Here is a 13,490-nt window from a genome sequence, read left to right as displayed (position 1 = left end):
ACGGGCGCCGAGGCGCCCGTTTTTTTGGCCATTCGGCCGGGATTACAGCTTGGCGAAGCAGCGACGCGCGGCGTCGATGGTGCGCTGAATGTCTTCCTTGCTGTGCGCCACGGACATGAAGCCCGCTTCGAAGGCGGACGGCGCCAGATACACCCCTTCCTCCAGCATCAGGTGGAAGAAACGCTTGAAGCGTTCCACATCGCACTGCATCACGTCCTGATAGCAGGTCACTGTCGGCGCCTCGGTGAAGAACAGGCCGAACATGCCGCCGACGTTGTTGACCACCAGCGGGATATTCTCTTCCTGCGCCGCATGCAGCAGGCCTGCAGCCAGCATTTCGGTCAGTTCGGTCAGCGTCTGGTGTACGCCTACCTGTGATACTTCGGTCAGGCAGGCATAGCCCGCCGCCATGGCGATCGGGTTGCCGGACAGGGTGCCTGCCTGGTAGACCGGGCCGGTCGGCGCCAACGCGTCCATCACGTCGCGGCGGCCGCCGAAGGCGCCCACCGGCATGCCGCCGCCGATGATTTTGCCGAGGCAGGTCAGATCCGGCTCGACGCCGTAATAGGACTGCGCGCCGGCCAACGCCACGCGGAAACCGGTCATCACTTCATCGATGATCAAGAGCGCGCCGTACTTGTCGCACAATGCGCGCAGGCCCGGCAGGAATTCCGGCAGCGGCGGCACGCAGTTCATGTTGCCGGCAACCGGCTCGACGATGATACAGGCGATCTCGGACGGGTACTGCTCGAAGGCGGCGCGCACCGAATCCAGGTCGTTATAGGTGCAGGTCAGGGTGTGCTTGGCGAAGTCGGCCGGCACGCCCGGTGAGTTCGGCTGGCCGAGGGTCAGCGCGCCGGAACCGGCTTTCACCAGCAGGCAGTCGGCGTGGCCGTGGTAGCAGCCTTCGAACTTGATGATTTTGTCGCGGTTGGTGTAGCCGCGCGCCAGGCGGATGGCGCTCATGGTGGCTTCGGTACCCGAGTTCACCATACGCACCATATCCATGGTAGGCACCAGTTCGGTGACCAGCTGCGCCATTTTGACTTCCCTCTCGGTCGGCGCGCCGAAGCTCAGGCCGCGCTGCGCCGCTTCGATCACCGCGTCGCGGATCGCCGGGTGGTTGTGCCCCAGCACCATCGGCCCCCAGGAACCGACATAGTCGATATAGGCCTTGCCGTCGGCATCGAACAGGTAAGCCCCGTCAGCCCGCTCGATAAACAGCGGCACACCGCCTACGCCGGTGAATGCACGCACCGGAGAGTTCACCCCACCGGGGATCAACTGTTGCGCCTGGGCGTACAGACTTTCGGACTTGCTGTGTAGGCTCATAAATCGGCTCCTGGATTCTCTTTTGAATGATTTGACCGCGCTATTCTAGAGGAGAGCGCCGCGTTATGAAACGATCACAGTCAGATACCATTAACGGCAGCGCCCGCCATCGGGTTGGGGTAGAATAACCGCCTTGCCTATTTGTATTACAAATTACCTGACGAATTACTCGCGATGACGGAATCACAATCACAGCCAGTCGGGACGTTGAGCCCGCGTCTTAGCCGCAGCGATGCGGTGCGTCAGTTTATTCGCCGCGATAAGACCCCGGTGGCGATCCTGGTGATGGCCGCGCTGGTGGGGACGCTGGCCGGTTTGCTCGGCGTGGCCTTCGATAAGGCGGTGGAATGGGTGCAGCAGCAGCGGCTGGCTTCGTTGGCGCAGGTCGCCGACTCCTGGCTCCTGGTGTGGCCGCTGGCGTTTATCCTGTCCGCCGCGCTGGCGGCGCTGGGCTATTACTTGGTGCGGCGCTTTGCGCCTGAGGCGGGCGGCTCGGGCATTCCGGAGATCGAAGGCGCGCTGGAGGAGCTGCGGCCGGTACGCTGGTGGCGCGTGATCCCGGTGAAATTCATCGGTGGCATGGGCACGCTGGGGGCGGGCATGGTGCTGGGGCGCGAAGGCCCCACGGTGCAAATGGGCGGCAACGTCGGGCGCATGGTATTGGACGTGCTGCGCATTCGCGGCGCCGAGGCGCGTCATACGCTGTTGGCGACCGGGGCCGCCGCCGGGCTGTCCGCCGCGTTCAACGCGCCGCTGGCCGGCATCTTGTTCATCATCGAAGAGATGCGGCCGCAGTTCCGCTACAACCTGATCTCGATTAAAGCGGTGTTTATCGGCGTTATTATGTCGAGCGTGGTGTTCCAGCTGTTTAACGGCCAGGGATCGGTGATCGCGGTCGACAAACTTTCTTCGGCGCCCATCAATACCCTGTGGCTCTATCTGGTGCTGGGGGCGATATTCGGTGCGGTGGGCGTGGGATTCAACGCGCTGATTTTCCGCACTCAAGACATGTTTGCGCGCCTGCACGGCGGCAGAATGCGCAATATCTTGCTGATGGGCGGGCTGCTCGGCGGCGTGTGCGGCATTCTGGGGCTGATCCAGCCGGAGGCGGCGGGTGGCGGCTTTGGGCTGATCCCGATCGCCGCGGCGGGCAATTACAGCGTCGGCATGTTGATGTTTATCTTTATCACCCGCATCTTCACTACGCTGCTGTGCTTCGGCTCCGGCGCGCCGGGCGGCATCTTTGCGCCGATGCTGGCGCTGGGCACGCTGTTCGGCACCGCCTTTGGGCTGGCGGGGGCGCATCTGTTCCCGCAGTACGGCATCGAGGCGGGCACCTTCGCCATCGCCGGCATGGGGGCACTGTTCGCCGCCACGGTGCGCGCCCCGCTGACCGGCATCGTGCTGGTACTGGAAATGACCGACAACTACCAACTGATTTTACCGATGATCATCACCTGCCTCGGCGCCACGGTGGTGGCGCAGCTGCTCGGCGGCAAGCCGCTGTATTCGTCGATCCTGGCCCGCACGCTGCAAGGGCAGGAGGCGCAGCTGGCGCGGGAAGCGGCGGAGAAAACAGGTAAGGAAAATACAACAAATGCGGTGAATACTTGAACGCAACACTCAGGTATCGGATAATCGTTAATATTAATCAGGCAGCCATAGTCGCGATCTGATGCTGAACAATGTTGGGAGTAAAGAGTATGAGTGATCAAACGGCACTGCCCCTGCAATTTACCGAGGCAGCAGCAAGCAAGGTTAAGTTCCTGATTGCTGACGAAGAAAATCCGAACCTGAAGTTGCGGGTTTACATTACCGGCGGCGGCTGCAGCGGATTCCAGTACGGCTTCACTTTTGACGACAAGGTCAACGATGGCGACATGACCATCGAGAAGCAGGGCGTGGCGCTGGTGGTTGATCCGATGAGCCTGCAGTATCTGGTCGGCGGCTCGGTGGACTACACCGAAGGGCTGGAAGGGTCGCGCTTCGTGGTGACCAATCCGAATGCCAAAACCACCTGCGGTTGCGGTTCGTCGTTCAGCATCTGAGTTTGCCTGTCAGAATATCAACCCGCTCGCCTTACGGCCGGCGGGTTTTTTTATGCCTACCATTCCACGAGGATCACTTCCGCACCGTTCGCCTGTGCCGATGGGCTGTGGATGATGTTCGGCTGCGCCGTCGCGTGGCTGCATTCGGCCTGTGGGGCGGCGGCCTCGAGGCGCACGGCGCATTGCGGTTCAATGGTCAGGGTAACGCCGATCTGGCCGCTGACGGCATCGGCATACGCGGCGCCACTCAGCAGGGTGCCACAGCAGGCAAGCAGAATTTTTTTCATCATTGCGGGAATAGTCATCCGTAAGCCATCTTGTGATGACTTATCGGCAAAAAGTTAAAAAGTTTTAACAGCGTGGGAAAGGAATTAACCTGCGGATAACAGAATTTTACATCGTCACTACGCTATTTTTTGGTGGAAAATAATACCATCAACCCCGTTAATAGTCTAATAAATCACCAGGCGCGGCGTTGCCAAGCGTCGCCCCGCAGGGCGACGGCTCAGCGTTCGAGAATAAAGGCGGGCAGTTTGAGGTGCCAGCGGATGGCCGCCAGCCGAATGGCCAGGGTGATGATCATGCCCAGCATCATGGCCTGTTGCAGCGGCATGTGGAAGGTGTAAAACGCCGTGGCGTGCACGATGCCGCCGATGATGCAGGCGGTGGCGTAAATTTCGGTGCGCAGGATCATCGGGATCTCGCGCGCCAGCACGTCGCGGATAATGCCGCCGCCGACGCCGGTGATCACTCCCATGCAGATTGCCACCAGCGGGCCGGTGCCGGCCGCGAAGGCCTTGTTGACGCCGATGCCGACGAACACCGCCAGCCCGACGGCGTCCAGCACCGGCAGCACCCACTTCGGCAGACGGCGCGGCTGGCGCACCAGCAGCAGCGTCAAGACGCAGGTGATCATCGCCACCACCAGATCGGTGGGATCCTTGACCCAGAACACCGGGCCGTTGGCCAGCGCCATGTCGCGGATAGTGCCGCCGCCGACCGCTGTGACCACGCCCAATACCAGCACGCCGAAGGGATCCATGCGCAGCTTACCGGCCAGCAGCACGCCGGAGACGGCGAATACCGCCGTGCCGAGAATATCCAACCAGAACACCAGCATCAGCGGATCTCCGCCAATTGGCGGCACAGCTGCTGCGCCGCCAACGCAATGCGCGGCCCGCCGCGGTTGAACCAGTCTTCGTTCAGCGCGATCACCGGCACCTGCAGCTGCGGGGCCCAGAAAGCTTTCACACTGGCGGCTTCTTTCGCGCCCCCGGTGATGACGATGGCCTGCGGCTGGCGCGCCAACACCTGCTCGCGGCTGATCTGCGGCCAAGGGGTGCGGCTGTCGGCGAAGACGTTCTGCCCGCCGCACAGCGCCAGCACCTGGCTCTGCAATGTGGCGCCGGCGCTGGTGAACAGCGGCTGGGTGCCGAACTGCAGTAGCACGCGCCGCGATGGGTTAGCGGCATACTGTTGTTTGAGAGCGGCGAACTGGCGGCGAAGGCCTTCCGCCGCCTGATGCGCCTGCTCCGGGTGCGGGCTGTATTGCGCCAGCTTGTCCAGCAAACCGGCGATCCCTTCGAGGGTGTCGGCGTCCGCATAGAAGATCGGGATGCCGAACGCGGCGAGCTGATCCAGCACGCGCTGCGGATTGCCGCCGCGCCAGGCGAGGATCAGATCCGGCTTGAGCGCCAGCACCCGCTCCAGATTGATGCCCTGCCAGGAGGCCACCTGCTCCAGCTTGGCGGCCTGCGGCGGATAATCGGAATAGGCGCTCGCCGCCACCAGCACATCGCCCATGCCGGCGGCATAGGCGAGTTCGGTCGCGTTGGGCGCCAGGCTGATCACCCGCTGAGCGGCGCCGGCCGGCATGGCCAGCCAGAGCGCCAACAGACAGAGCATCGAGGTGAAGCGCAGCCTCACATCAACCGCGCTTGGCCAGGGTTTGCAGCATGGCGTTGACCATCAGCGTAGACTGCTTGGCCGCTACCACCAGAAACTCGTCGAAGCTCATGTGCGACTCGCTGTCGGCGACGTCGGAAATGGCGCGCACCACCACGAACGGCGTACCGAACAGATGGCAGACGTGGGCGATCGCTGCGGCTTCCATTTCCACGGCGGCGACGCGCGGGAAGGTGGCGCGAATGCGCGCCAGCGGCTCGGCGCCGTTGATGAAGGCGTCACCGCTGCAGATCAGGCCGCGCACCGCGTGCAGATCCAGCTGTTTGATGCAGCCTTCTGCCAGCGCGATCAGCGCGTCGTCGGCGACGAACGCCGCCGGGCAGCCGGCCATCTGGCCCGGCTCGTAGCCGAAGGCGGTGACGTCGGCGTCGTGGTAGCGCACTTCTTCCGACACCACGATATCGCCCACGCGCAGGCTGCTGGCCAGGCCGCCGGCTGAACCGGTGTTGATCACCAGATCCGGGCTGCAGTGTTCCAGCAGCAGGGTGGTGCCCATGGCCGCCGAGACTTTGCCGATGCCGGATTTCAGCAGGGCCACGTCAACGCTGCCGATCTGGCCGGTGTAGATTTCGCAGCCCGCGCGCTGGATGGTTTGACGGTTTTCGATTTGATCGCGCAGCAGGGTGACTTCCTGCTCCATTGCGCCGATGATGCCTACTTTCATAAATAACACTCGCTGATTGGCCGTGAGAATTGCGGCATAGTCTATCATGGCTGTGTATGAGAGATAATGCGTTGCATCCGCTGCCGGGAATTGTTATCACGGGGGCAGGGTGCAACGGCGGAGAAACAGATGTCCGGGATCGACTTCAAGCAAAAAATCAGCTTCCAACGGCCTTTCAGCAAACCGATCGAGGCCGAGGAAGAGTACGACATCGTGCGGCAGTTCGAGAGCGATCGCGGGCGCATCGTCAACTCGGCCGCCATTCGCCGTCTGCAGCAAAAAACCCAGGTGTTTCCGCTGGAGCGCAACGCGGCGGTACGCAGCCGCCTGACGCACTCGATGGAGGTGCAGCAGGTTGGGCGCCACATCGCCAAAGAGATCCTCAACCGCTTCAAACAGGCGGGGAGAATTGATGAGCTCGGCCTGACCCGGCTGCTCGATCCGTTTGAAAGCATCGTGGAAATGGCCTGCCTGATGCACGACATCGGCAATCCGCCGTTCGGTCACTTCGGCGAGTCGGCGATCAACGACTGGTTCGCCCAACGGCTCGATCCCGCCAGCTGCGGCAGCGAGCCGGGCAGCCACGATCGCTGCCAGGTGGCGACGCTGCGCCTGCATGAGGGGGAGAGCGATCTGAACCGGCTGCGCAGCCGGATCCGTCAGGATCTCAGCCACTTCGAGGGCAATGCCCAGGCGATCCGCATGGTGTACAGCCTGCTCAAGCTCAACCTGACCTACGCGCAGGTCGGCTGCATTTTGAAATACACCCGCCCGGCCTACTGGGCGAGCGACATCCCCGCCAGCCACAGTTACCTGATGAAAAAGCCCGGCTACTATCTGGCGGAAGAGGCCTTCGTCGATCGGCTGCGGCGCGAGCTGCACATGGGCGAGTTCGATCGTTTCCCGCTGACCTATATCATGGAGGCCGCCGACGATATCTCGTACTGCGTGGCCGATCTGGAAGACGCGGTGGAGAAGAGCATTTTCACCGTCGAGCAGCTGTATCAGCACCTGATTCAGGAGTGGGGTGAGGTGGTGCCGGGCGATCTGTTCGACAAGACCGTCGCCAGCGCGTTTCGCAAGATCGATCGCGGCGGCGCGCGGCGCAGCGCGGAAGATCAGTTCTTCATGTATCTGCGGGTGTTTACCGTGGCGCGGCTGGTGCCGCACGCGGCGCAGCGCTTTATCGACAATCTGGACGCGGTCTATCAGGGCAGTTTCAATCAGGCGCTGCTGGAGGACTCCAGCCCGGCGTACCGGCTGCTGAAAATATTTAAAAATGTGGCGTTCAAGCACGTGTTCAACCACCCGGAGGTCGAGCAACTCGAGCTGCAAGGCTACCGGGTGATCAGCGGCCTGCTGGACATTTACAGCCCACTGTTGGCGATGTCGCTGGCGGACTTCAGCCAACTGGTGCGCGAGGACAGCCATCGCGCTTACCCGATCGAAACGCGCCTGTTCCACAAGCTGTCCACCAAGCATCGGCTGGCGTATGCGGAGGCGGTAGAGGGGCTGCAGCATTTATCGCCGGAGCAGCAAGCCATTCGGGAATATTATTTCCGCGCGCGTTTATTGCAGGACTATATCAGTGGAATGACCGACCTTTACGCCTATGACGAATATCGTCGATTGATGGCGGCGGAATAATTACGCTGAAGAATAAATTTAACAATTCCAATTGGTTGGCTGTCTCGAGTTTTGTAAAGACGGACAATATTTGTTTACTATTGCCAATCATCTGTGCCGGAACTTCGGGCTATTAATTAACTCTGAATAAGCACGCAAGACAGCCATTCTTTTTGAACGACTTTATAAGAGACACACAGATGAAAAAAACCGCATTAGTTCTGAGCGCACTGGCATTCAGTATCGGTATGGCGATGGGCCCGGTCACGGCCAGCGCCGCTGAAACCGCCTCATCCAGCACCCAACAGCTGCCGAGCCTGGCGCCGATGCTGGAAAAGGTAATGCCTTCCGTGGTGAGCATTAACGTTGAGGGCAGCACCACGGTCAATACGCCGCGCATGCCGCAGCAGTTCCAACAGTTCTTCGGCGAAGATTCGCCGTTCTGCCAGGACGGCTCGCCGTTCCAGGGCTCGCCGATGTGTCAGGGCGGCGAACAGCCTGGGCCGGATGGCCAGCCGCAAGGCACGCAGCAGAAATTCCAGGCGCTGGGCGCCGGGGTGGTCATCGATGCCGCCAAGGGCTACGTGGTGACCAATAACCACGTGGTGGACAACGCCAACAAGATCCAGGTGCAGCTGAGCGACGGCCGCCGTTTCGACGCCAAGGTGATCGGCAAGGATCCGCGTTCCGATATCGCACTGATCCAGCTGAAAGACTTCAAGAACCTGACGGCGATCAAGATGGCGGATTCCGATCAGCTGCGCGTCGGCGATTACACCGTGGCGATCGGCAACCCGTACGGGCTGGGTGAAACCGCCACTTCAGGTATCGTATCCGCCCTGGGGCGCAGCGGCCTGAACATCGAAAACTACGAAAACTTTATCCAGACCGATGCGGCGATCAACCGCGGTAACTCCGGGGGGGCGCTGGTTAACCTGAACGGTGAGCTGATCGGCATCAACACAGCGATCCTGGCGCCGGACGGCGGTAACATCGGTATCGGCTTTGCCATTCCGAGCAACATGGTGAAAAACCTGACGGCGCAAATGGTCGAATATGGCCAGGTGAAACGCGGCGAGCTGGGCATCATGGGTACCGAGCTGAACTCTGAGCTGGCCAAGGCGATGAAGGTCGACGCGCAGCGCGGGGCCTTCGTCAGCCAGGTGATGCCGAAGTCTTCTGCGGCGAAGGCGGGCATCAAGGCCGGCGACGTGATCGTCACCATGAACGGCAAGGCCATCTCCAGCTTCGCCTCGTTCCGGGCGGAGATCGGCACGCTGCCGGTCGGCAGCAAGATGTCGCTGGGCATTATTCGCGACGGCAAGCCGGTGACGATTGACGTCACGCTGGAGCAAAGCGCGCAGACCCAGGTGGCCTCGGGCAATATCTACACCGGCATCGAAGGCGCCGAGCTGAGCAATACCCAGGTTGGCAACGTGAAGGGCGTCAAGGTCGACAGCGTGAAAGCCGGCAGCGCCGCGGCGCGCATCGGCCTGAAAAAGGGCGACGTGATCCTGGGCGTGAACCAACAGCCGATCCAGAACCTGGGTGAGCTGCGTAAAATCCTCGACAGCAAGCCGTCGGTACTGGCGTTGAATATTCAGCGCGGCGAGAGCCAGCTGTACCTGCTGGCGCAGTGATAGGCGTCAGGCGTTAAAAACAAAGGCACGCTGCGGCGTGCCTTTTTGCGTTATGGCCTGAGGATTCAGGCGGGTTGCGCCAGATGCGCGCGCGCCGCGTGGATCACCAGTTCAATCTCATCCAACAGCTCCAGCCACTCCGGCTCCAGTTCGTCGTTGGTGATGCCCTGACGCAGCTGCCGCTCGAGGTAGAAACACAGCTGCTTGAGGCGCGGCACGCCGCTGTAGCTGCAGCTGCCGTGCAGCTTATGGACCAGATCGAGGATCTCGTCGTCATGCTGGCCGTCGAGCAGTGCCTGTACCCGTTCGCGCACCTGCGGCAGGAAATCGAGCAGCATTTGCAGCAGATCGCGCGCCAGGTCCGGTTTGTTGGCCGCTTGACGCAGTGCCAGCGGCCAGTCGAGCGACAGCGGTGCGTCGTCGGCGATGGCGTTTTCCACGTCGCCGCTGTGGTAGCGCGACAGCACGCGGGTCAGCATTTTCTCGTCGATCGGTTTGGCCAGATAGTCGTCCATCCCGGCCTGCAGCAGGTGCTCGCGCTCGCCGCTGGCGGCATGGGCGGTAACGGCGACGATCGGCGTGGAGTTGTGATGCGGCAGCTGGCGGATCAATTCACTGGCGTGAATACCGTCCATCTTCGGCATCTGAATGTCCATCAGGATTAGATCCAGCACGTTGTCGCGCGCCAGCGCCAGCGCTTCCTCACCGCTCTCGCACAGCAGGGTTTTTTCTACCTGTTCCCCCAGCAGCGTGCCGATCAACTTCAGGTTGGCCGGGTTGTCGTCAACCGCCATCACCGTCAGCGGCAGGCGTTTACGCTCAGGCTGCGCGGTGAGGCGTGCCGGCGCTTCCATCCGGAGCAGCGGGAACAGTCGGGTGCTGGTGATCGGCTTGATCAGACAGCCGAGCGCGCCTTGTTGTTTAAGCAGCTCGGCGTCGATCTGCGCCTGGCACGGCAGCGCCAGAATCACCCGATCGGCCAGCTTCAGCGAGGCCAGCAATTTGTCCTCGTGCTGCGCCATGTTGTCGCGGAACGGGATGGGCACGCCCGCCAGCAGGAAGTCATAGTGGCCTGGCGGCAACTGGCCCAGCGTCGGCGAGTGGGTGATCACCAGCTGCGTGATGCTGAGCATGTTGAGCGTCGCCTGCGCCGCCGTCGGGTTGGACTCGATATAGGCGAGCGTTTTGCCGCTCAGATCCGGCAGGCTCGGCGCCAGCGACAGCATGCCCTCGTTCAGATCCAGCGTGATATGGAACCAGAAGGTCGAGCCGCGGTTCAACTGGCTGTGGAAGCAGATATCGCCCCCCATTTCTTTCACCAGTTTTTGCGTGATCACTAGCCCCAGCCCGGTACCGCCGTGGCGGCGGGAGATGCTGGCGTCCGCCTGACGGAACGCCTGGAACAGCTGCGACTGCTGGCGTTCGGAGATGCCGATGCCGGTGTCGTGGATCTGCACTTCCACTTCCACCCGGCGATCCAGCTGTTTGCGCAGCTCGACGCGAATGTCGATATTGCCGGTTTCGGTGAACTTGATGGCGTTGCCCAGCAGGTTGGTGATGATTTGCTGCAGACGCAGCGAGTCGCCGATCACCTGCTCTGGCACGTCGTTGTGCACATCCAGCGTCAGCTCCAGCCCCTTGTCGTGGGCGCTGGGCGCCAGCAACACCACCACTTCGTCCAGCGTTTCACGCAGGGCAAAAGGAATATGCTCCAGCACCAGCTTGCCGGCTTCCAGCTTGGAGAAGTCCAGCACGTCGTTGATGATGGTCAGCAGGTTGTTGGCCGAGCGTTCGATGGTCTGCAAATAATCGGTCTGGGTCGCGCTCAGATCGGTTTTCAGCATCTGGCGGGTGAAGCCGATCACGCCGTTGAGCGGAGTACGCAGCTCGTGCGACATGTTGGCCAGGAATTCGGACTTGATGCGCGCCGCCTCCTGCGCGCGTTTTTTCGCCAGATCCAGCTCGACGTTCTGGATCTCCATCTGCTCCAGGGTTTCACGCAGATCGGAGGTGGCCTGATCGATGTTCTGCTGCATCTCTTCGTGATAGGCGGTGAGCGACATCGCCATCGAGTTGATGCCGTTCTTCAGCATGTGCAGCTCGCCGAGCATGTAGCCCTCCACGCGGCTGTCGAGCTGGCCGCGGCGGATGCGGTCGACGGTGTTCACCATGTTGCGGATCGGGCCGGTCACGTCGCGCATCAGGCGGTAAGCGAACAGGATGGCGATGCACATGCACAGCAACAGCAGCAGGGTGGAGACGAACACCTCTTTATATTGCTGCAGCCGCACCGACTGCAGATCCAGCTCGATCGCCACATAGCCCAGGTTGTTGTCGGGGTGGCTGCCGCCGTCGGCGGTTTCATCCGGATACTGGCTTTCCGACAGGATCGGCGTGCGCAGGATCAGCGAATCGCCGCGTCGGGTGAGCATCAGCTCGGTGGGCAACGGCACGCCTTTCGGCAGCTGTAGCTGAGCGAAGTTGTGATGATAATTGGAGGTGACGAACAAATTATTCTGCGCATCGAACACGGTGATCGAACGCACGATGTCCGAATGGCGACGGTGCAACAGGCTGACCAGTTGCCTGACCGATTCGCGGCTGCGGAACGTCATGCCGTACTCGCTGGCCACCGCCAGCGGCTCGATGATGCTGGCGCCGGCGTCGACCAATTGCTCCTGCAGCTCGTTATAGCGGTGCACCACGAAGAAGGTGCTGAGCAGCAAACCAATCAGCAAGGTCGGGGCCAGAATCAGGATCATCATGCGCGCACGCAGGCTGTATTTGGTCATGGGATTCCAATGTGGGAGAATTGACAGCTGACACTAGCTTAATGAACCAGCACACAATCGACAAATATGGCGCAATTCTACTCTCCCAAACGCCGCGTGACGACCCGGCAGAGCTCACAAATCTTCACCGTGACGGTGAGCGATCTCGATCCTTTCGGCCAGGGCGTGGCGCGCCACGACGGCAAAGCGGTGTTCGTGCCGGGCGTATTGCCGGGCGAGCAGGCGGAAATCCAGCTGACCGAAGACAAGCGCCAGTTCGCCAAAGGCAAGCTCAAACGCCTGCTGAGCCGCAGCCCGCAGCGGGTGGCGCCGCGCTGCCCGCATTTCGGCGTCTGCGGCGGCTGCCAGCAGCAGCATGCGGATGAGGCGCTGCAACAGCAGAGCAAGGCGGCGGCGCTGGTGCGCATGATCGCCCGCGAAACCGGGGTGACCCCGCAGCAGGAACCGGTGATCGCCGGCCCGGAATACGGCTATCGCCGCCGCGCCCGCCTGAGCCTGGCGTGGCAGCCCAAGCCACAGCGCCTGATGATGGGTTTTCGACAGGCGGCCTCCAGCGAGCTGGTGGCGGTGGAGCACTGCCCGGTGCTGCGGCCGGAGCTGGAACAGCTGCTGGCGCCGGTGCGCGCCTGCCTGAGCGGGCTGCAGGCGGTACGGCGGCTGGGGCATGTGGAGCTGGTGCTGGCGGATAATGGACCGCTGCTGGTGCTGCGCCATCTCGACGCGCTGAAAGAGGCGGATCGGCAGGCGCTGTTGGCGTTTGGCGAGCGGGAAAACGTCGCCGTTTATCTGGCGCCGGACAGCGATCGCGTCGAGAAACTGTGCGGTGACACGCCGTATTATCAGGTTGACGGGCTACGCTTAGACTTCAGCCCGCGCGACTTTATTCAGGTCAATGACGCCGTAAACCAACAAATGGTGGCGCAGGCCCTTGAATGGCTCGATATTCAACCCAATGATCGGGTGCTGGACCTGTTCTGCGGCATGGGTAACTTCACCCTGCCGTTGGCGCGCCGGGCCGCTGCGGTGGTGGGCATCGAAAGTGTTGCCACGCTGGTAGCGAATGGGCAATATAATGCACATAAGAATAAGCTGAATAATGCATCGTTCTTCCACGAGAATCTGGAGGACGACGTTGCGCGGCAACCTTGGGCAGCACAAGGGTTTGATAAGGTGATGCTGGATCCCGCCCGTGCCGGTGCGGCCGGGGTGATGTCACACATTGTAAAACTGGCGCCGGCGCGGGTGGTGTATGTTTCCTGTAACCCCACCACGCTGGCTCGCGACAGCAAAGTGCTGTTGAGCGCCGGTTATCGTCTTGCGCGCGTGCGGATGTTGGATATGTTTCCGCACACGGGGCATCTTGAATCAATGGCGCTGTTTATCAACGAGCGCGCGCCAGAGGTCGCTGCAAAGTAGGGAGAAG

At 61.8% G+C, this 13,490-nt stretch carries 11 protein-coding genes; 5 read left to right on the top strand and 6 right to left on the bottom strand.

Going from position 1 to position 13,490, the window contains the following annotated elements:
* Positions 1 to 42: 42 nt before the first annotated feature.
* Entirely contained in the window at positions 43 to 1,332 is a 1,290-nt protein-coding gene (gene hemL / locus GF111_RS09160) for a glutamate-1-semialdehyde 2,1-aminomutase (protein WP_102779251.1), read from the bottom strand.
* 174 nt (positions 1,333 to 1,506) lie between these two features.
* Here hemL and clcA point away from each other — a divergent pair, with 174 nt between their 5' ends.
* Together clcA and erpA are read left to right on the top strand one after the other, a co-directional pair.
* Entirely contained in the window at positions 1,507 to 2,946 is a 1,440-nt protein-coding gene (gene clcA, locus GF111_RS09155) for a H(+)/Cl(-) exchange transporter ClcA (RefSeq protein ID WP_038873523.1), read from the top strand.
* Positions 2,947 to 3,035: 89 nt separating this feature from the next.
* Entirely contained in the window at positions 3,036 to 3,380 is a 345-nt protein-coding gene (gene erpA, locus GF111_RS09150) for an iron-sulfur cluster insertion protein ErpA (protein ID WP_033649222.1), read from the top strand.
* Positions 3,381 to 3,436: 56 nt separating this feature from the next.
* On the opposite strand, the gene GF111_RS09145 is transcribed toward erpA, so the two are convergent.
* From GF111_RS09145 to mtnN, 4 genes are all read right to left on the bottom strand, one after another.
* Positions 3,437 to 3,670, bottom strand: coding sequence for a hypothetical protein (locus GF111_RS09145; protein WP_038873526.1), 234 nt, complete (start codon positions 3,668 to 3,670; stop codon positions 3,437 to 3,439).
* A gap of 215 nt (positions 3,671 to 3,885) precedes the next feature.
* Positions 3,886 to 4,500: a TRIC cation channel family protein gene (locus tag GF111_RS09140; protein WP_038873529.1), complete on the bottom strand. Its 615-nt coding sequence runs from the start codon at positions 4,498 to 4,500 to the stop codon at positions 3,886 to 3,888.
* Positions 4,500 to 5,285 carry a vitamin B12 ABC transporter substrate-binding protein BtuF gene (gene btuF / locus GF111_RS09135; protein ID WP_038873532.1) on the bottom strand — a complete coding sequence of 262 codons (786 nt, stop codon included), beginning with the start codon at positions 5,283 to 5,285 and terminating at the stop codon, positions 4,500 to 4,502. Before btuF ends, GF111_RS09140 begins: the two co-directional genes overlap by 1 nt.
* Positions 5,286 to 5,307: 22 nt before the next feature.
* The gene (mtnN, locus tag GF111_RS09130) at positions 5,308 to 6,009 is read right to left on the bottom strand and encodes a 5'-methylthioadenosine/S-adenosylhomocysteine nucleosidase (protein WP_038873535.1); all 702 of its coding nucleotides are present in this window, start codon (positions 6,007 to 6,009) and stop codon (positions 5,308 to 5,310) included.
* Positions 6,010 to 6,138: 129 nt separating this feature from the next.
* Between mtnN and dgt the strand changes: the two genes are divergently transcribed.
* Both dgt and degP read left to right on the top strand, forming a co-directional pair.
* Positions 6,139 to 7,656 carry a dGTPase gene (gene dgt / locus GF111_RS09125; protein ID WP_025301593.1) on the top strand — a complete coding sequence of 506 codons (1,518 nt, stop codon included), beginning with the start codon at positions 6,139 to 6,141 and terminating at the stop codon, positions 7,654 to 7,656.
* 179 nt (positions 7,657 to 7,835) lie between these two features.
* Complete coding sequence (gene degP, locus GF111_RS09120; protein WP_033637134.1) at positions 7,836 to 9,275, top strand: serine endoprotease DegP; 1,440 nt, start codon at positions 7,836 to 7,838, stop codon at positions 9,273 to 9,275.
* A gap of 65 nt (positions 9,276 to 9,340) precedes the next feature.
* On the opposite strand, the gene barA is transcribed toward degP, so the two are convergent.
* The gene (gene barA, locus GF111_RS09115) at positions 9,341 to 12,067 is read right to left on the bottom strand and encodes a two-component sensor histidine kinase BarA (protein WP_038873538.1); all 2,727 of its coding nucleotides are present in this window, start codon (positions 12,065 to 12,067) and stop codon (positions 9,341 to 9,343) included.
* Positions 12,068 to 12,133: 66 nt separating this feature from the next.
* Here barA and rlmD point away from each other — a divergent pair, with 66 nt between their 5' ends.
* Positions 12,134 to 13,483, top strand: coding sequence for a 23S rRNA (uracil(1939)-C(5))-methyltransferase RlmD (rlmD, locus tag GF111_RS09110; RefSeq protein WP_147190244.1), 1,350 nt, complete (start codon positions 12,134 to 12,136; stop codon positions 13,481 to 13,483).
* The last annotated feature ends 7 nt before the right edge of the window (positions 13,484 to 13,490 follow it).

Origin of the sequence: Serratia sp. HRI, from assembly GCF_010119335.3 — a bacterium.
Taxonomy (GTDB): Bacteria; Pseudomonadota; Gammaproteobacteria; order Enterobacterales; family Enterobacteriaceae; genus Serratia; species Serratia nevei.
Note: the sequence above shows the minus strand (reverse complement) of the source record. Positions and strands in the feature narration are given on the sequence as shown.

What these genes read in the sequence shown, in the direction of transcription:
- hemL (WP_102779251.1), bottom strand. Translation starts at nt 1,332, where the DNA reads ATGAGCCTACACAGCAAGTCCGAAAGTCTGTACGCCCAGGCGCAACAG.
- clcA (WP_038873523.1), top strand. Translation starts at nt 1,507, where the DNA reads ATGACGGAATCACAATCACAGCCAGTCGGGACGTTGAGCCCGCGTCTT.
- erpA (WP_033649222.1), top strand. Translation starts at nt 3,036, where the DNA reads ATGAGTGATCAAACGGCACTGCCCCTGCAATTTACCGAGGCAGCAGCA.
- GF111_RS09145 (WP_038873526.1), bottom strand. Translation starts at nt 3,670, where the DNA reads ATGATGAAAAAAATTCTGCTTGCCTGCTGTGGCACCCTGCTGAGTGGC.
- GF111_RS09140 (WP_038873529.1), bottom strand. Translation starts at nt 4,500, where the DNA reads ATGCTGGTGTTCTGGTTGGATATTCTCGGCACGGCGGTATTCGCCGTC.
- btuF (WP_038873532.1), bottom strand. Translation starts at nt 5,285, where the DNA reads ATGCTCTGTCTGTTGGCGCTCTGGCTGGCCATGCCGGCCGGCGCCGCT.
- mtnN (WP_038873535.1), bottom strand. Translation starts at nt 6,009, where the DNA reads ATGAAAGTAGGCATCATCGGCGCAATGGAGCAGGAAGTCACCCTGCTG.
- dgt (WP_025301593.1), top strand. Translation starts at nt 6,139, where the DNA reads ATGTCCGGGATCGACTTCAAGCAAAAAATCAGCTTCCAACGGCCTTTC.
- degP (WP_033637134.1), top strand. Translation starts at nt 7,836, where the DNA reads ATGAAAAAAACCGCATTAGTTCTGAGCGCACTGGCATTCAGTATCGGT.
- barA (WP_038873538.1), bottom strand. Translation starts at nt 12,067, where the DNA reads ATGACCAAATACAGCCTGCGTGCGCGCATGATGATCCTGATTCTGGCC.
- rlmD (WP_147190244.1), top strand. Translation starts at nt 12,134, where the DNA reads ATGGCGCAATTCTACTCTCCCAAACGCCGCGTGACGACCCGGCAGAGC.